Annotated in this window: 15 protein-coding genes; 11 read left to right on the plus strand and 4 right to left on the minus strand. The window is 56.1% G+C overall.

The genetic code is table 11. The features are described from left to right. Positions 1-90: 90 nt before the first annotated feature. The 3 genes from IPN28_04295 to IPN28_04305 all read left to right on the plus strand — a co-directional run bounded on the left by IPN28_04295 (position 91) and on the right by IPN28_04305 (position 4,381). The gene (locus IPN28_04295; GenBank protein QQS58530.1) at positions 91-2,190 is read left to right on the plus strand and encodes a VWA domain-containing protein; all 2,100 of its coding nucleotides are present in this window, start codon (positions 91-93) and stop codon (positions 2,188-2,190) included. Between the two features lie 171 nt (positions 2,191-2,361). Beyond that, a complete protein-coding gene (locus IPN28_04300; protein QQS58047.1) occupies positions 2,362-2,730 on the plus strand; it encodes a hypothetical protein in 369 nt (122 codons plus the stop codon). Beyond that, positions 2,705-4,381: a DUF692 family protein gene (locus tag IPN28_04305; protein ID QQS58048.1), complete on the plus strand. Its 1,677-nt coding sequence runs from the start codon at positions 2,705-2,707 to the stop codon at positions 4,379-4,381. The genes IPN28_04300 and IPN28_04305 overlap by 26 nt, the downstream gene beginning before the upstream one ends. Positions 4,382-4,397: 16 nt before the next feature. On the opposite strand, the gene IPN28_04310 is transcribed toward IPN28_04305, so the two are convergent. From IPN28_04310 to IPN28_04325, 4 genes are all read right to left on the minus strand, one after another. Next, positions 4,398-4,961: a hypothetical protein gene (locus IPN28_04310; protein ID QQS58049.1), complete on the minus strand. Its 564-nt coding sequence runs from the start codon at positions 4,959-4,961 to the stop codon at positions 4,398-4,400. 36 nt (positions 4,962-4,997) lie between these two features. After that, the gene (locus tag IPN28_04315; GenBank protein ID QQS58050.1) at positions 4,998-6,851 is read right to left on the minus strand and encodes an ABC-F family ATP-binding cassette domain-containing protein; all 1,854 of its coding nucleotides are present in this window, start codon (positions 6,849-6,851) and stop codon (positions 4,998-5,000) included. Positions 6,852-6,912: 61 nt separating this feature from the next. After that, positions 6,913-7,434, minus strand: coding sequence for an SET domain-containing protein (locus IPN28_04320; GenBank protein ID QQS58051.1), 522 nt, complete (start codon positions 7,432-7,434; stop codon positions 6,913-6,915). 129 nt (positions 7,435-7,563) lie between these two features. After that, the gene (locus IPN28_04325; protein ID QQS58052.1) at positions 7,564-8,955 is read right to left on the minus strand and encodes a VOC family protein; all 1,392 of its coding nucleotides are present in this window, start codon (positions 8,953-8,955) and stop codon (positions 7,564-7,566) included. 100 nt (positions 8,956-9,055) lie between these two features. Here IPN28_04325 and IPN28_04330 point away from each other — a divergent pair, with 100 nt between their 5' ends. The 8 genes from IPN28_04330 (at position 9,056) to IPN28_04365 (ending at position 17,234) form a co-directional block, all read left to right on the plus strand. Continuing rightward, the gene (locus IPN28_04330; GenBank protein QQS58053.1) at positions 9,056-10,567 is read left to right on the plus strand and encodes an aldehyde dehydrogenase family protein; all 1,512 of its coding nucleotides are present in this window, start codon (positions 9,056-9,058) and stop codon (positions 10,565-10,567) included. After that, a complete protein-coding gene (locus tag IPN28_04335) occupies positions 10,568-11,092 on the plus strand; it encodes a hypothetical protein (GenBank protein ID QQS58054.1) in 525 nt (174 codons plus the stop codon). It begins immediately after the preceding gene. Positions 11,093-11,189: 97 nt separating this feature from the next. After that, positions 11,190-12,308, plus strand: a complete 1,119-nt coding sequence (locus IPN28_04340; protein QQS58055.1) for a pentapeptide repeat-containing protein — start codon at positions 11,190-11,192, stop codon at positions 12,306-12,308. Positions 12,309-12,431: 123 nt separating this feature from the next. Beyond that, positions 12,432-13,670, plus strand: coding sequence for a saccharopine dehydrogenase family protein (locus tag IPN28_04345; GenBank protein QQS58056.1), 1,239 nt, complete (start codon positions 12,432-12,434; stop codon positions 13,668-13,670). Positions 13,671-13,692: 22 nt separating this feature from the next. Further along, positions 13,693-14,226: a DotI/IcmL family type IV secretion protein gene (locus tag IPN28_04350; GenBank protein QQS58057.1), complete on the plus strand. Its 534-nt coding sequence runs from the start codon at positions 13,693-13,695 to the stop codon at positions 14,224-14,226. Continuing rightward, positions 14,219-15,391, plus strand: a complete 1,173-nt coding sequence (locus tag IPN28_04355; protein ID QQS58058.1) for a carboxynorspermidine decarboxylase — start codon at positions 14,219-14,221, stop codon at positions 15,389-15,391. The genes IPN28_04350 and IPN28_04355 overlap by 8 nt, the downstream gene beginning before the upstream one ends. Positions 15,392-15,487: 96 nt before the next feature. Further along, positions 15,488-16,228: an SDR family oxidoreductase gene (locus IPN28_04360; GenBank protein ID QQS58059.1), complete on the plus strand. Its 741-nt coding sequence runs from the start codon at positions 15,488-15,490 to the stop codon at positions 16,226-16,228. Positions 16,229-16,298: 70 nt separating this feature from the next. Further along, positions 16,299-17,234: a hypothetical protein gene (locus IPN28_04365; GenBank protein QQS58060.1), complete on the plus strand. Its 936-nt coding sequence runs from the start codon at positions 16,299-16,301 to the stop codon at positions 17,232-17,234. Positions 17,235-17,309 lie beyond the last annotated feature (75 nt).

Consider the following 17,309-nt stretch of genomic DNA (forward strand, 5'->3'; position numbering starts at 1 on the left):
ACCGCGCTGGCGGTCGTTCTGGTCGCCGGACTATATTTGAACGATGTAGCTGAAAAGGGGCAATCTGGCGCAGGAGCTTCAGCGGCCATGATGTTCTCACCGCAGTTTAATATAACGGACATGGCATCTTCCCCTTCTACCGTTAACGCCCCGCCTGGAACGGCTGAAGCTTCCCCGGCTTATGTTCAGGCTGTTGAAGAAGCGAACGAAGCCGACATGGAAATGGCCGAAATGGCTAAGTTAGAAAAGGCGCTTCGCTCGGGCGAAAGTTCAATCCCCGTTCCGGTCGAAACACCGTCCGATCGGTTGCAGTTGGCCCAGGAGTTCAGAACTGAGGGGGAGCGGTCAAACGCGCCGATGGCCGATGAATTTGCATCAGGCAGAGCAAAAGGCGATGACGGCATGGTCGTTGCCGAATTGAAAAAGAACGAGGCTCAGGGAAAAACCGCGCAAGGTGAAAAACAAGGGAAAGATTTCAGCAGTCTCTTGCAAAATATGGAACAGCCTGCCGCGCAAGCCCCCGCGAAGGAAAAAGCCCTGCGCCGCGACTTGAGTGACAAGGACTCCTCTGCGCCTGCGGTTTCTTCTCCCGGAGTTGTTAGTTCCAGTGAGGCGACAACTATTTACCCCGAGCCATACCCATACCCACAGCCGATTCCCGTTCCCGTCTCGCCCCCGGTGGATTACATCCAGCCTTATTATCAGGAGCAGGGCCGCGACCGCTTCCCCGAATACAAGCCCAACAGCTTTAAGTTGGCACAGGAAGAACCTGTCTCCACCTTCTCCTCCGACGTCGATACGGCCAGCTACAGTTTCGTGCGCCGCGAACTCAACAGCGGCCGCCTCCCGCCCGCCCAATCCGTGCGAGTCGAGGAAATGGTGAATTACTTCGACTATAACTATGCCGTGCCCGAATCGAAGGAGGAGCCCTTCAAGCCCACCGTCACCATCGTCGACTCGCCGTGGGCGCCGGGCCGCAAGCTCATGCATATCGGCATCAAGGGCTATGAGATTACGGGCGAAAAACCGCACAGCAATCTCGTCTTCCTGCTCGATGTCTCCGGTTCGATGGATGCGCCGGACAGACTCCCGCTGGTGAAAAACTCCATGAAGCTGCTGCTCGATAGCCTCCAGCCCGACGATACGGTTTCCATCGTGGTCTACGCGGGCGCCTCCGGAACGGCTTTGGCCCCGACCAAGGTTTCGGACCGAAGCACGATCTACAACGCCCTCGATAACCTTCAGGCGGGCGGCTCGACCGCAGGCGCTGCGGGGATCGAACTCGCTTATCAACTCGCCGAGCAGAACTTCAACAAGGAAGCTGTGAACCGTGTCATCCTTGCCACCGATGGCGACTTCAACGTCGGCATCACCGATCGCGACCAGTTGAAGGATTATGTGGCTAAAAAACGCGAGACGGGAATCTTCCTCTCCGTCCTCGGCTTCGGTCAGGGCAACTACAACGACGACCTGATGCAGGCATTGGCCCAGAACGGCAACGGCACCGCCGCCTACATCGACAGCCTCAATGAGGCACGTAAAGTCCTTCTGGATGAGGCCAGCTCGACCCTGTTCCCCATCGCCAAGGACGTGAAGTTCCAGATCGAATTCAACACCGCCCAGATCGCCGAATACCGTCTGATTGGTTACGAAACGCGCCACCTCAACCGCGAGGACTTTAATAACGACAAGGTCGATGCCGGGGATATGGGCGCGGGCCATACCGTGACCGCGATCTATGAGTTCGTCCCCGTCGGCAGCGCCTCAGCCCGCACCGTGGACGATCTTCGCTATGCGGCTGAAACTCCCAAACAGGCGCCGATCGCGGAAACGGCCTCCGACTCGCCCTTCGCCAGTGAGTACGCGTTCCTCAAGATCCGCTACAAGCTGCCCAACGAAGACCGCAGCCGCCTCATCACCCGCCCGGTCACGATGCAGGATCAACTCACCCTGCAAAAGGTTGAGTGCGGCCCCGCCGAATCCTGCCCGGCTTCGGCCAGTGATGACACGCGCTTCGCCACGGCGGTCGCCGCCTTCGGTCAGATCCTGCGCGGCGAAGTCAACATGGTTGATTACAAAATTGACGACATCATCGCTCTTGCGCAGGACGGCAAGGGAGCCGATGAATTCGGTTACCGCGCGGAATTCATCAATCTGCTCCGGCTGGCTAAGTCCTTCGAAAACCGTTAGAAAAAACCAGAATATATTAACATAATGCAAAAAGAGGCCCCGTCATAAGCAGGCGGGGTCTCTGTTTTTTATTCCTGAAAAGTTGTAACCTGTCTCCGGCTGCGTTCGAATCGTTACGAAATTGAACGTTTCAATTTAAAACTGATCATTTATTTTAAAAGGAAAAAACTGATGACTAAAACTGTAAGGAAAGAGGCACAGAGAGCCAAGGTGAACAAGAAACTCGCAACCGTTGCTCTGGCTGGCATGCTGGCCGTGGGCACGTTCTCGGCCTCCCCGGCTTTCGCCGGCTCCGGCGGCAACGCCTGCAGCGCCAGCGGCTGCGGCAGCAAGACCGAGGGCAACGCCTGCAAATCCGGCTGCAAATCCTCCGACAAGCCTACGGGCGGCAGTTCCTGCGCCAGCAAGACCTCCTGCCAGACGAAATCGTCCTGCCAGGCCGCCGCTACGGAAACGAAAGCCACTTGCCAGGCCAAAGCCTCTTGCGAGAACAAAGCCAGCTGCAGCGGTCATAATGACAAAAAACGCTACAACGACTAATCAAAGTCCCTTCAAAAGGATCGGATATGGGATGGGCCTGCGCCCGTCCCATTATCCTTTTATCTTCGAGCATAAACCGGCCATCGACTGGTTCGAGATCATCTCTGAAAACTTCATGGACACCGAAGGCCGCCCCGTCCGCCGCCTCGAAAAAATCCTCGAGGACTATCCCGTGGTCATGCACGGCGTTTCGCTCTCCATCGGCACAGTGGACCCGCTCAATTCCGAATACCTGCAGAAGCTCAAAAAACTCGCGTCATGGGTGAACCCGCCATGGGTGTCCGACCATCTCTGCTGGACCGGAACCGCGCATAAGAACACGCACGACCTCCTGCCCGTGCCGTATACGGAGGAGGCGCTCAAACATATCGTGTCCCGCATCAAACAGGTGCAGGAGATACTCGAACGTCCCATCGTGCTCGAGAATCCCTCGACCTATCTCGAATTCACCTGCTCGACGATGACCGAGTGGGAGTTCATTGCGAGGATGGCGGAAGAGTCCGGCTGCGGCCTGCTGCTCGACGTGAATAATATCTACGTGAGCTGCTACAACCACCGCTGGGATCCGAAGACCTATATCGATGCGCTGCCCCTTGATCGCATCGCGCAGATTCACCTCGCGGGCCACACGAACAAGGGCACGCACATCATCGACACGCACGACGATTACGTCATCGACGAGGTCTGGGCGCTTTACCGCTACGTCATTTCAAAGGCCGGACCAATCAGCACGATGGTGGAGTGGGACGATAAAATACCAGAATTCCCGGTTGTGTTGGCCGAGGTTGAAAAGGCGCGTAAATGGGCCGCCGCCAGCGATGGCCCGGTGCCCATCCCAACCTTCAAATCCTTCCGCGACAATATCCGGCCCTCCGAACGCCTCACGCCGCTGGCGGAGGAAATGGAGGATATGCAGAACGCAATCCTGCAGGGCGACGGTGAAATCATTCATCCCGACGAGCGCATCGTGCCCAAGCCCGACTTCTCCCCGCAGGAGCAGATTCAATCCTACATCAACGGCTACCGCTATCGCCTGTTCGATATCGTGGCGATGGATTACGGCGCTCTGAAACACGCGCTCGCCCCCGAGCAATTCAACGCGCTCATCGACGGGTTCATCGAGGCCACGCCCTCCACCCATTTCAACATCGCGCGTTACAACAAAAAATTCCCCGAGTATGTGAAGCAAAACGCCGATCCCTTCGCCTATGAGCTGTCGGTTCTTGAAACCGAACTCACGCAACTCGCGGACGCGGCGGAAACAAAGGCGCTGACGCCCGAAGACCTCGCGGGGCTGGACGCGGAGAGATTCATGGGCGCGAAATTGACACCCCGCGCGGCCCTAAAGCTTTTCGCGTTCTCCTATCCGGTGAACGAATATTATCAGGCGTTTTTAGACGGGCAGACCCCCGCGCCGCCGCAAAAGGGCGCAAGCTTCTTGGCCATCTATCGCCACAACGACGAACTCTGGCGCCTCGATCTGCAGGAGCGGGAATATATGGTCCTAAGCTCTCTCTTCGCGGGCGTTCCGGTGGGGGAGGCGCTGAGTGCCGCCCTGCCCGAAGACGAGGATAGTGAAAACCTCATGGCCGACGTGCAAGGCTGGTTCGGCAAATGGATGAATAACGGCCTGCTGTCCAAGGCGGCATGAATTTAAGATATAATTTCTAAGGAGGTGGCGGTTTACTAAACCGCTCAATAGGTAAATTAAATTTTGAAGAGTCGACACCAAGTGTTTTCTGTTTTTCACGCGCCCACGCCAAGATTTCATCTTTGTTCGCAGGATAGTCATAAATAATCTCAATCTTAAAACCGCCGTCCTTAATAGCGCTGAGCAAAGTGACGGCGGTCATGCCGATGCGGGTTTGATAAGCGTGACGCCCCGGCAAGATTGACCAGTAGGCTGAAAGCGTCACACCGCAAAAATCCTGACTGTCCACGACACTCAACAGATAGGGAATGTCCTGCTCTCGCGGCCATCCTTTTATCACGGCATTTGATGAAATCATCAGATCGGAAGTTTCCTGCAGCAGCGCTATAAAGTCTTTAGCCGACATTTTCACAAGTGCGTCATGAGCAATATCACGACTCGGTTTAGTGAAAGCATGGGGATACCACACGCTGCTCCAGTAGCCATCGGTTCTGACGTAAAAATAGGAGAATAAGCCAGCCAGCAGGATAAGCAGCACAGACCATTGAAGGGTAAATTTTACTTTTACGGGCTCTTCCATAAACCCATTATAAGCGAAAGAAAGAGAAAAAATAAATCACCCCGCGCTTTCCCTCATCCCCTCCAGTTCCAGCCATCGTGTCTCGGCGGTCTCCAGCTCCTTCTGCGCGCGGGCCAGACGCTTCGAGACACGGTCGAATTCCTCCGGGTTCTCCATGTAAAGGCGCGGATTCTCCATCGCCTGTTGCAACGCCGTCATCTCCCGCTCCAGCGCCTCAATCTTCGCGGGCAACTGCTCCAACTCATGCCGGAGCTTGAAGGTCATCTTCGCACCGGCCTGTTTCGGGGGAGCAACGGGAGCAGGGGCCTCTTTCTTTTCCGGCGGCTTGCTCTCGGCCTTCACAGGAGACATCTCCGCCGCCTGCGCCTTCTTGAACGCCACATAATCGCTGTACCCGCCGATGATGCCTTCCACCACCCCATTCCCCTCGAACACCAGCATCTTGTTCACCGTGCGGTCGAGAAAGTCCCGGTCATGGGAAACGACGACCATCGTCCCCTCATAGGTCCGCAGCACGTTCGTCAGCATATCGAGAGTATCCATATCCAGATCGTTCGTTGGCTCGTCGAGGATCAGAAAGCTCCCGGGATTCGCCAGCACCTTGGCCAGCATCAGGCGGTTTTTCTGCCCGCCCGACAGCGTGGCCACCGACCGCCACGCATCCTCGGGATCGAACAGGAAATCTCTCAGATAGCCGCACACATGCCGAAGCTTGCCGCGCACCTCAAGGTAATCCGTCCCCGGCGGGCAGAGATTTTCCTTGAGCGTCTTGTCGTTCTTAAGCTGCGAACGGTTCTGGTCGAAATACGAAAACGCCAACTCCTTGGAAATTTTTACCTTCCCCGTATCCGCCGTTTCCTCCCCGGTCAGCATCCGCAGGAACGTCGTCTTGCCCGACCCGTTCTTGCCCATCATGCCGATCCGGTCGCCCTTCTTGATCCTCATATTGAACTTGTCGAGAATGAGGAGCTTGCCGCCTGTCTTGGGCCTGTCGAAGCTTTTGCACACCTGCATGAAATCGGCGATATTCTGTGAGGATTCCTCGGCCTTCAGGGGCGGCAGCTCGATCTTCGAGGTAATACGCTTGTACTGCTTCTGCGCCGTCTCCAGCGCATCCCGCGCCTCGAAGGCCAGCTCCTGCCGCCTGATGTTCCGCTTGACCCGCGCCTTCACCCCCCGCGTCGCCCATTCCATCTCCAGCTCGACCTTCTTGGCCTGATTCTGCAGGGCGCGACCTTCCTGTTCCAGAATCTCTTTCGACCATTCCTCGAAATACCGGAAGCCTCGGGGACTCACTTTAAGCGCCCCCCGGTCCAGCCAGAAGACCCGGTCGGTGATATTCGCCAGAAACGCCCGGTCATGCGAGACACACAGCACCGCGCCCCGGTAGGATTGCAGATACCGCTCCAGCCACTCAATCAGCTCCAGATCCATGTGGTTGGTCGGCTCATCAAGAAGAAGGATGTCCGGCTCCTCCACCAAAGCCCGCGCCAGCGCCGCCCGCCGCAACTGCCCGCCCGAAAGCGTGTTCAGCTTGTCGTTGACATCCAGCCCCAGCGGCTGGATCACCATCTCGACTTTATAAGTCTTGTCCCAGTCCTCGGCATCGGCCTCCAGCCCCTCGAAGACAAAATCCATAACCGTCTGGTCCGTCGGCTCGACATGCTGGCGCATATAGCCCGTGGTCACACCGGGCAGGGTCCAGCGCGTTCCGTCGTCCAGCTCCCGCTCCCCGGTAATCAAATTCATCAGTGTGGTCTTGCCTGCCCCGTTCTTCCCGACGAGGGCGATCTTGCGCCCGGAATGGATGTGAAAGGTCAACCCCTCGAAAAAGGGCTTCCCGCCAAGGATGACGACGGCGTCTTCAACGCTGAGAATAAGGTCCGACATGCGGGGGGTTTTAGCAGGGGCCGCAGATTCCTGCAAAGCTTATCTGCGCGGAATGCCGGACTTACGACGTCGCGTAGCTATGCGCGGCCCGGCGCTGCGTGTCCTGTGTGACGAAGGCAATCGGCGGCTGCTGGATCAGAAAAGCCTTGCCGGAGATCACGCCAAGGCTGTGAACGATGTTTAGCGGATCCCACTGCAAATAATTGCAGGTGATTTCCTCTCCCTTCTGAATATCCCTCAGGGCGTATTCAGGCTGCAGGGCAGGGTCGATGGACGAATCAAAAAGCCCGCTGATCGGGGCTGTATTGGGGGTATCGCAATGGTTGGCATGACGGCTCAGATCTTCCGAGACGATCAGGCCGATGACGGGAGGTCGTTCCTGCAGGGCCGCGATAGGAACCGAATAGCGCCTGACTTGGGCAAGATCCTCGCCGGAAAGGGAGAAATACTGCTCTACCGACACGAAACGGGATACGGCAGGGTCGTAGGTCCAAATGAGTGTTCCCTTAGGGATATCCTCCCCGGCGAAAAGTCCCTTGCCACCGAAGGAGTCCGGACCGATAAACCCTTTGACCAATAACATAGAGTCCCCTGTTGAATGACCTCTCCTATTATTCTCTATCTGAGATTAAAAAAATCTCAACAAACATTTTTATAAAACCCGAACTATGAGCATTTTTATCCGTCCGGGAGGGGGGAAGGAGGGGGGCACTCAGGCCGCAACCGACAGGTTTTTAAGTCCGAAAACCGCGGCCACTTTGGTCAAAGAGGCTTTCTCGATCGCAGCATATAAGGCAAAGGGATCAAGCACTTCGTGCCCCAGCGCCGCCTCGAAATCGGCCTTCGAAGAACGTTCGAAATCGTCCTTCCAGTCCTTGGTCGCGGCGTTGGAGGCAAAAATCCCTGCCGCGCTCACAGGCAGGAAGTCCTCATAAACGATGGGGGCAAACGCCACCAGGTCCGACTCGACCAGCCCGTCGAGAGAGGCGGGCGCCTGTCCCTGATGCTTCCGGCCCTTTTCGGTTACGTAATACTGGAAGTACGCCAGCCCCTCGCGCCGCATCCCGGCGGGATCGGCGGGGAAAGCTCTGAAGGTTTGATCCAGAAAAGCATTATATTCCGCAGCATTTGACCCGTCCGCCTTCGGCTTTACGTTTTCCAGCACTCTGGCCAGAAGCTGATCGTAAAGCTGCCGCCCCTTGGGCGTCAGGGCGGCGCTGCGCTGCTCAATCTCCCCGAATCGGGCGGTATGTTCGCCTTCCTCACCCGCAAACCGGACCTTCTCGGTCAGCGCCCTGAACGACGTTTGCCGCAGCAAAATCGGGCAGGAGCCGGGCGGCCCCTCCACGACATTCTTCGCGTTCATCCCGCGCTTGGGCATATCGGCCTGTATAGTGTCGATCTCCAGCGTGCGCGGGGTCAGGTGGTTGATATGCGGCCCCTTGAAGCACACGATATCCGCCACCCTAGGGTCAGCATCCCGCATCTGGATATAAAGTTCTTTCGAAACCCCCGGCGCGGCGTCGGAATGCCACTGGAAGACCTTAGTGGCTTCGGTGATAAAACGCCTCGCATCCGCCTCAGACAAACCGCCGTCCTTTTCAGCCTTCTCGACCAGAGATCGAAGCGGATCGCTGAAAATATCCCGCGCCGCCAGCAGCTCTTCCGCCTTCTCTCGCAAACCCTGATCCTTGATCAGCTCCGTCCGCAGCAGGGAACAGAACACCCGGAACGGCGAACGCGACAGGCTCCCCCCCTCCACGGCGCGGAAGGCTGTTGAATGCACCGGCACGTTGGCTTGCGTCAGATCGTAATACCCCACAGGCTGCATCCCCATAACCCCGAACACGCGGGCAATCATCTGCAGCTCTGAGGCCTTGCCCAGTCGGATTGCCCCGTGCCGCTCCTCTGAAATCCGCTCCAGATTGTCCGTCTCCTCAAGCTGTTTCCGCAGCGCCGGATCGGCGGCCAGCACCCGGTCGTTCACATCCCGCACCAGCTCCAGCAGCGTGCCATAGGCGGGTACTTCCTTGCGGTACATCTCGGACATCGCCCGTGAAAACCGGGCGCGGATGTCATCGGGGGAGACAAAGCTTTTGGTCATGGCGGATTTGTCCTGTTTCACTGTTCAGTGGCCGATAAGACCATGATAAACTATTCCCGCAATTTTCAAAACCTTTCGCGTTGATCCAAGGAGTTCCGCCATGACCGCACCGCAGCAAATTTTCTCCGCCCTCGGACTGGATAAAAAGGACATCGGCGGCGGCGATCTGGCCGTGCATTCGCCGATCGATGGCGCCCTCATCGCCTCCGTCAAAACCCACAGCCCGAAGGACGCGGACAAAATCATCGCCCAATCCGTCAAGGCGTTCGAGGTATGGCGCAGCGTTCCGGCCCCCCGCCGCGGCGAACTGGTTCGCCTCTACGGCGAAATCCTGCGCGAGAACAAGGAGGCGCTGGGCAGGCTCGTCACCCTCGAATGCGGCAAGATATTTCAGGAAGGCCTCGGCGAGGTACAGGAGATGATCGACATCTGCGACTTCGCGGTGGGGTTGAGCCGCCAGTTGTACGGCCTCACCATCACCTCCGAGCGTCCCGCGCACAAGATGCGCGAACTCTGGCACCCCGCCGGCCCCGTGGGCATCATCAGCGCCTTTAATTTCCCCGTTGCGGTCTGGGCGTGGAACGCGGCCCTCGCGCTCGTCTGCGGCGACAGCATAATCTGGAAGCCCTCGGAAAAAACGCCTGTCTCCGCTCTGGCCTGCCAGAAGCTCTTCGTTGAGGCCTGCAAGCGCTTCGGCAAGGACGCGCCGGACGGCCTCTCGCAGCTTCTCATCGGCGGGCCGGATATCGGTGCAATCATGGTGGAGGACAGGCGCGTCCCGGTCATCAGCGCGACCGGAAGCTGCGCGATGGGGCGCATCGTCGGGCCGAAAGTGGCGCAGCGTTTCGGGCGCAGCATCCTGGAGCTTGGCGGCAACAACGCGATCATCGTGGCCCCCAGCGCCGACCTCGACCTCGCCTTTCAGGGCATCGTCTTCGGCGCGGTCGGCACGGCGGGGCAGCGTTGCACCACCACGCGCCGGATTTTCGTGCATAAATCCATCTATGCGAAATTTGTCGGACGCCTGAAGAAGGCTTACGGCAAGCTCGCCGTCGGCAACCCTCTGGAGGCCGGAACGCTGGTCGGCCCGCTGATCGATAAGCAAGCGTTCGAAAATATGGAGAGGGCGCTCAAAACCGCGAAGAAAAACGGCGGCGAGATCACGGGCGGCGGCCGTGCTCTGGCGAAGAAATACCCCGGCGCCTACTATGTGAATCCCGCGCTGGTCGAAATGAAGGGCAAGGTAGACAATATCCATGAGGAAACCTTCGCGCCGATTCTCTACGTCTTTTCCTACACGGATTTAAAAGAGGCCATCGCCCGCCAGAACGCGGTGCCGCAGGGTCTATCCTCCTCCATCTTCACCAATGATTTGCGCGAGGCGGAACTGTTCACGGCGGAGGCGGGCAGCGATTGCGGCATAGCCAACGTGAATATCGGTACAAGCGGGGCCGAGATCGGCGGCGCCTTCGGCGGCGAAAAGGAAACCGGCGGCGGCCGCGAAAGCGGCTCGGATTCATGGAAGGCTTATATGCGCCGCGTCACCTCGACCGTGAACTACTCCGACAAACTCCCCCTCGCGCAGGGCATCGCGTTTAACGTGGGGGATTAGGTGTCTGGCAGCGGAAAAGAACAGCTCAAGATTTATGAAATAGCCATTTTTCTGGCGTTTTTCTGCGCCTGTTATTTATTTTCTGCACCCTATAGAGAAAAGCTGTTTTTACGAGAAATCAAGGCTGATGGCCTGCACCAGATGAGTGCAGAGGAATATATGAATATGATGTTCTGGACCTCTAAACTAACAGTCTCGGACGTTTTGTATGATTGGCCGCACAAGAAAGACATTCCATATCTACTAAGCCGTGTTGACAGTTACATATATTCTGGAACAACTTCATGTGAAAATTCAAAATCGTTTGAAGAGATTGGCGATTCAATAAGAATGTTCGGATATGACTATGGAACAACGCAAGGTGCAGCCGCAGTACGCCTTTTAAAAGCAATAAAAAAGGGCAAATTTGAAGGGTATTGGCAAGGTTATCCTTACGACAAAGACGAAATCATCGCTTGGGCACGCGCAGAAGCCGCGAAGATGGAACAGGAAAAAGCGCAAACCCGCAACGCCCCTCCCCCTTAATCCCTCTCCCTCGGGAGGGGGGAGCAAGAGAGCGCAGGAAAAAGATGGCCTTTTACACCGCCCGTTTGTAATGTGAAACTCTTCAAGGCGACCGGAAATGACCAAGGAACTCACCGAACAGGAAAAACAGCATCGGATCAGGGAAACCGATCAGAATCCCTGGCTCCTTCTGGCGCGGGAGGGGCGGCAAAGCTGGAACGGCTTTATGCTGCGCCATTACGGGGAGCAGACTGTTCCAAAAACGGCGGCGCCGGAGATCAAACCGATGGAGGAGGGGCGCTATCTGGCCTGGCTCGAACGCTTCCGCAAACACGAGAAGGAGGGAACGGAGACAAGTCTGGAAACGCCCTCCTTTAGGGGAAATATTATAAACAAGCCCTTCGATGCCTCCGGTTTTGTTTTCCTCGGCACCCCGGATTTTTCAAAAGCTTTATTTTCCGAGAACGTTGATTTTTCTGGCGCAGTTTTCCTCAAGGGCGCGGATTTCCACGCCGCAGAATTTCTGGGCCCGTCCCACTTTTCGCAGGCGGTTTTTAAGGAGCGGGCCAATTTTTCGGAAGCCTCTTTTTCTCACGCCTTTTTCAAAAAGACCGAATTCACAATCGCGGATTTCCGGGCCGCCAGCGTGAAAGTCGCGATCAACTTCAAGGAGGCGAAGTTCAAGGAACCGCCACGCTTCGGCGGACTCCAATGCGACACGGTCTTTTTCGACGGGGCGGAGTTCGGCAACGACCTGAAGGAAGACCGCCTCCATATCTCCGCCTCTTCATGGGCGGCCCTGATCCGCCTGATGGAGAAGGTCCATAATCTGCCGCAACGCCAGATTTTCCATGAAAAACTTCTGGAGGTGGAAAAACACTATAAGACCGAAAAAAGCGCCCGCCCGCTTTATGCAGGGTATAGGGCGCTCGGCTCCGGGCGTTCGGCGTTCCGGCCCTTTTTCTGGTGGCTGTTCTTTTCTCTGGCCTTCGGCGTATTTTATCTGGGCTGCGCCAAAACGCTCAACGCATCTCTGGCCTTTGCCGTTTCAAACAGCCTGCCTTTTGTCGGAAGCGTCAACCCGCAGATCGGGCAGTTTTGGTCGGAGGTTCCCGCTGAGTTCATCCCCCTCGTAATGCTAATCGCAGGTCTGCACGCAATCCTCAGCCTGATCTGCATTTTCTGCATCGGTCTGGCGCTCCGCAACCGCTTCAGGATCAAGCTCGGCGGCTTCTGATTGTCCGCCCGATCAAAGACCGCCGGAGGGGAACAAACTTATTGCTGTCCGGGGGGCTTCTTGCTATGAAAAAAGCTTGAAAACATTGAATGTCAGCGGACAGGCGCTGGAAGGGGTTAGTTCATGAACGTACTCATCATCGGAGCCGGCGCCGCCGGAAATGTCGTGGCCAAGAAATGCGCGATGAACCGCGATATTTTCAAATCCATCCATCTGGCCAGCCGCACCCTCTCCAAGTGCGAGAAAATCCAGAAAGAATGTAAGAAGTATTTCAAGCAGGATATCGAAATTTATAAACTCGACGCGGATAACGTTGCCGAGACGGTGGCCCTCATCAGAAAAATCAAACCCGACCTCGTCATCAACATGGCGCTTCCCTATCAGGATCTGGCGATCATGGACGCCTGCCTTGAAACGAAGGTGAACTACATGGACACGGCCAATTACGAACCGATCGACGAAGCCAAGTTCGAATACCACTGGCAATGGGCCTATCAGGATAAATTCAAAAAGGCGGGCATCGTCGCCATCCTCGGTTGCGGCTTCGATCCCGGCCAGACCAATATCTACTGCGCCTACGCTCAGAAAAATCTCTTCGATGAAATCCACGAGATCGACATTATCGACTGCAACGCCGGCAATCATGGGCAAGCCTTCGCCACCAACTTCAACCCGGAGATCAACCTGCGCGAAGTCACCCAGAAGGGCAAATACTGGGAAAACGGTCAATGGATCGAAACCGGGCCGCTGGAATTCCGCAAGATGATCGACTACCCCGAAGTCGGCGAGAAGGCCAGCTACCTACTTTACCATGAAGAACTCGAAAGCCTTGTTCAGAACATCAGGGGTCTCAAACGCATCCGTTTCTGGATGACCTTCGGCGATGAATATATTAAGCACATGGAGGTGCTGCAAAATGTCGGTATGACCCGCATCGACCCCGTGATACACAACGGCGTGGAGATCGTGCCGATCCAGTTCCTGAAAACCCTCCTGCCCGAACCATCTTCTCTGGCGGAGAATTACACGGGCAAGACCTCCATCGGCTGCATCATGACGGGCATCAAGAACGGCAAGGAAAAAACCGTGCTGATTTACAACGTGTGCGACCACGCGCAAACCCACAAGGAAGTTCAGGCGCAGGCCGTCTCCTATACCACGGGCGTCCCACCAGTGACCGGCGCCATCATGCTGGCCAAGGGCTTATGGGGCAAGGAGCCGGGCGTCTGGAACGTCGAACAACTCGACCCCGATCCCTTCATGGCGGAGGTCGCCAAACAGGGTTTGCCCTGGCACGTCAAGGAGCTAAAAGCGGGCCTCGGAGAACTCACCGAACGCCGTAAGGACAAGAAGGCGGCTTAAGTAAGCCCTAAAGGAACACGACATGAAAAAAATGCTATTTTCTTTTATAAGTATTCTGGTCCTGCTGAGCGGCGCATCTCTGGCCTTCGCTCAAGCCTCTGACGCGGAAGTAAAAGCATGGGCCGAAAAGGTCGCTGTAACGGTTATGCACTTCGGTTTCACCGATTTTGATGAGCGCAAGGCCGCCAATAAGCCGTTCTTTACCGAAAAGGGCTATCAGACCTTTTATGAGGCGCTGGAGCAATCCATGTTCTTTAAAGTCGCCAGCAAGGGTAATCTTAGTGCGACGTCGGTTCTCAAATGTCCTGCCCAAGTCAAGGAAGCCGTTAACGCCGAAGGCGTAAAGGGCTGGCAGGTCGATTTTCCTCTTGAGGTCTCTTACACCAACAAAAACGAAAGCTGGCTCAGCCTTCAGAAGGTTACCGTGCGGGTCGAGCAGGACACTTCAACGCAGGCTCTGGGCATAGCGCAATGGATCGCCATGCCGTTCTCCGAAATTGATACCTTGCCCTGTACGCCGGAAACCCCTGCCGCGCCCGCGCCGACAGATGAATAATCTGAAATCGCTTCAAAGCATCGCAACACCCGCCTATGTCGGCAATATCGCTTCGATCAGCGCGAACATGGAAAAGGCCCGGCGGATCAAGGCGCAAACGGGAATAAAGCTCCTGCTCGCCACCAAGGCCTTTGCCATGCCGGCCGTGTTCCCCTATATGCGCGAGACACTCGACGGCACGACCGCCAGCGGCCTTTACGAGGCCCGCCTCGGCGCCACTCATTTCGGCAGTGAAGAAGAGGGCAAGGAGGTCCATACCTACAGCCCCGCCTATACAGAGGAAACTTTAAAAGAAATCCTGAAATACTCCTCCCACATCTATTTCAACTCGATCCACCAGCTTAAAAAATTCGCGCCCCTTGTCCGCGCCACACGAAATGCCGCCGTCATCGGCCTGCGCGTCAACCCGCGCCTGCCGCTGGTTAAAAACAGCAGCCTGTATGACCCCTCCGCCCCATGCTCCCGCTTCGGCGTGCAGAAGGAGGAGCTGACGGAGGAGATTCTGGCGCAGATTGACCTTCTGCACGTTCACAATCTTTGCGAAAACCTCGCGGAGGATTCAGAAATACTGATCGAACACGTGCGAACGCAATTCGCCTTCGCTCTGCCGAAAATCAGGCATATCAACCTCGGTGGCGGCCATTTCTACACACATAAAAATTACGACATCCCGCGCCTCATCGCCGCGCTAAAAAAACTCAAACAGGATTTCACGGGCACGGTGACGCTCGAACCCGGCGCAGCGCACGTCCTGAACGGCGGCTATCTGGTATCCACCGTGCTGGATATCATCCCCCACGCGCAGAAAATCGCCATTCTCGACGCGTCCGCCTCCACCCATATGCCCGACGTGCTGGAGGTTCCTTACACGCCGGAAATCATCGGCGCGGAGATCGTGGAGCAGGAAAAGGCAGACGAGCCCAACACCTATATACTCGGCGGCAACACCTGCATGACCGGGGACGTGATAGGAACCTACAAATTTGAAAAGCCTCTGGAAATCGGGCAAAAAATAATCTTCACCGATATGATGCAATACAGCTTCGTGAAGAACACGACCTTCAACGGCATCCCGCTGCCCGACCTCGCCCTCCTGCATGAGGACGGAAGAGTTGAAATCGTCAAGCGCTTCCTCTATGAGGATTTCGTGGGCAGATTGGGCTAAAACGAATCTCGAAAGGATCGGCCAAGAAACTGGAGTGCTTTTTCCCGAGGCTTTGTGCTATTTTGACCCGTACCACAGGCAACAGGAGGCTCTGACATGACCCAGATCAAAGACCGGATTATCTTCATCACAGGCGCGAACCGCGGGATCGGCAAGGCGCTGGTCAAGGCCGCCCTCGACCGCGGCGCGAAGAAAATTTACGCCGCCGCCCGCGATACGGCGAAAATCGACGATTTCGGCGACAAGCGCGTGGTCAAGATCGCGCTGGATATCAATAACAAGGCGCAGCGCGAAGCCGCCGCGAAACAGGCGGCTGATACCCAGGTTCTGATTAACAATGCCGGGGTTCTCTCGTCCTCCGGCGCCCTGACCGGGCCATTCGAGGATGTCGAGCGCGACATGAAAACAAACTATTTCGGCACACTGGCGGCTATGCGCGCCTTCCTTCCGGCGCTGGAGAAAAACAAGCCAGCGGCGATTGCCAATGTCTGCTCGATTGCCTCCTTCGTGAATTTCCCCTTTATCGGCGGTTATTGCGCCTCAAAGGCGGCGTTGTTCTCCATCACACAGGGCGCGCGGATCGAACTGTCGGGCAGGGGGATTGCGGTTCATGCCATCTGCCCCGGCCCCATCGACACCGACATGGCCCGCGACATCCAGATGGAAAAGACCAGCCCCGAAGACACGGCGGCGGCGATCATCAAGGGTTTGGAAGCCGGGGAGGCGGATATCTTCCCCGACAAGGGCGGGCGGGAGATGTTCGCGGTCTGGTCGAAAAACTACCGCGACCTCGAAGCCTCCGTCGCCGGAATGATGCCGCAGGACGAGGCGGCTTAAAGGTTAAGCGCGAACCCCTCTCCCGTAATCCCTCTCCCCTCGGGAGGGGAGAGGGACAAGAGGACGACTAATGAAAAAGGAAGATAAAAAAAGCTTCGTTAAATCGCTGATCGAAACCGACGAAAATATTCACCTGTTTCTGATCCTGCTTTCGATTGTTGGCTTGTTCGGCTTTTATTTCTGGCTGTCCTATAACCCGAGAATCCTCGGCGCCCGCTCCATCAGCAAGGAGGAACTGACAGGCATGAGCGCCAAGGAATATATCGCCATGATGCAACAGACCTCGATTCTGGTTATTCCAAAAAATATCCCCTTATGGCCTAAACCCGAGGATATCCCTTATCTTTTAATGCTCACCGAAAGCAATCAATACGCCGGATCGACCATAAGCAATTTTGACGATCTGAACGCTGTCCGCGACTATGAATCAACAGTCGGAATTACTGCTGTCTTTTTGCTGAAAGCGATTACTGAAGGAAAGTTTAAGCCTTATATGACTCATCAGTACCCTGCTGATAAGGATGAAATCATAAAAAAAGCGACAAATGTGATGAAGACAGGGGAGCTTATTTTTCATACTCCACTAGCTGGTGAGCCGGAATACTATGACCATGAACTTGTCACGCTAAGTGCTGAGGAAGTGATTGCAACGCTCAAAACTGCAGATATCCTTACGCTTTGCTCTCGTGATCTTCAGGGGCCAGATTCAGTCGTTGTTGTGGGTTGGCCGAGGCGGGAAGATATTCGCTACTTGCTGAGCGTGATCGACAGTAAGGAGCGATCCGGCGTTTTTTTCTGGTGTCATTTTTCAGTCATTCCATTTGACGATGACTCTACTGTAGGAGATAAAGCGCTCCTGCTGTTGAACGCAATTAAATTGGGAGAGTTCGATATGCGACATCCACCCAAGCCGGAAAACCCGCAGGAACTCCTAGTATGGGCGCGGGCGGAGGCGGCAAGGATGGAACAGGAAAAAGCGCAAAAACAAAACACCCCTCTCCCTTAATCCCCCTCCCCTCGGGAGGGAAGAGGGAAAGAGGGCGCAGCCCGAAAGGGAGAGGGGTGAGATGTCGTCTTGGAC

Source organism: Alphaproteobacteria bacterium (assembly GCA_016699735.1).
Classification (GTDB): Bacteria; Pseudomonadota; Alphaproteobacteria; order Micavibrionales; family Micavibrionaceae; genus JAGNKE01.

Bases quoted from the DNA above. Each gene is read 5' to 3' on its own strand.
- IPN28_04295 (QQS58530.1), top strand. From the start codon at position 91: ATGTTCTCACCGCAGTTTAATATAACGGACATGGCATCTTCCCCTTCT.
- IPN28_04300 (QQS58047.1), top strand. From the start codon at position 2,362: ATGACTAAAACTGTAAGGAAAGAGGCACAGAGAGCCAAGGTGAACAAG.
- IPN28_04305 (QQS58048.1), top strand. From the start codon at position 2,705: ATGACAAAAAACGCTACAACGACTAATCAAAGTCCCTTCAAAAGGATC.
- IPN28_04310 (QQS58049.1), bottom strand. From the start codon at position 4,961: ATGGAAGAGCCCGTAAAAGTAAAATTTACCCTTCAATGGTCTGTGCTG.
- IPN28_04315 (QQS58050.1), bottom strand. From the start codon at position 6,851: ATGTCGGACCTTATTCTCAGCGTTGAAGACGCCGTCGTCATCCTTGGC.
- IPN28_04320 (QQS58051.1), bottom strand. From the start codon at position 7,434: ATGTTATTGGTCAAAGGGTTTATCGGTCCGGACTCCTTCGGTGGCAAG.
- IPN28_04325 (QQS58052.1), bottom strand. From the start codon at position 8,955: ATGACCAAAAGCTTTGTCTCCCCCGATGACATCCGCGCCCGGTTTTCA.
- IPN28_04330 (QQS58053.1), top strand. From the start codon at position 9,056: ATGACCGCACCGCAGCAAATTTTCTCCGCCCTCGGACTGGATAAAAAG.
- IPN28_04340 (QQS58055.1), top strand. From the start codon at position 11,190: ATGACCAAGGAACTCACCGAACAGGAAAAACAGCATCGGATCAGGGAA.
- IPN28_04345 (QQS58056.1), top strand. From the start codon at position 12,432: ATGAACGTACTCATCATCGGAGCCGGCGCCGCCGGAAATGTCGTGGCC.
- IPN28_04350 (QQS58057.1), top strand. From the start codon at position 13,693: ATGAAAAAAATGCTATTTTCTTTTATAAGTATTCTGGTCCTGCTGAGC.
- IPN28_04355 (QQS58058.1), top strand. From the start codon at position 14,219: ATGAATAATCTGAAATCGCTTCAAAGCATCGCAACACCCGCCTATGTC.
- IPN28_04360 (QQS58059.1), top strand. From the start codon at position 15,488: ATGACCCAGATCAAAGACCGGATTATCTTCATCACAGGCGCGAACCGC.
- IPN28_04365 (QQS58060.1), top strand. From the start codon at position 16,299: ATGAAAAAGGAAGATAAAAAAAGCTTCGTTAAATCGCTGATCGAAACC.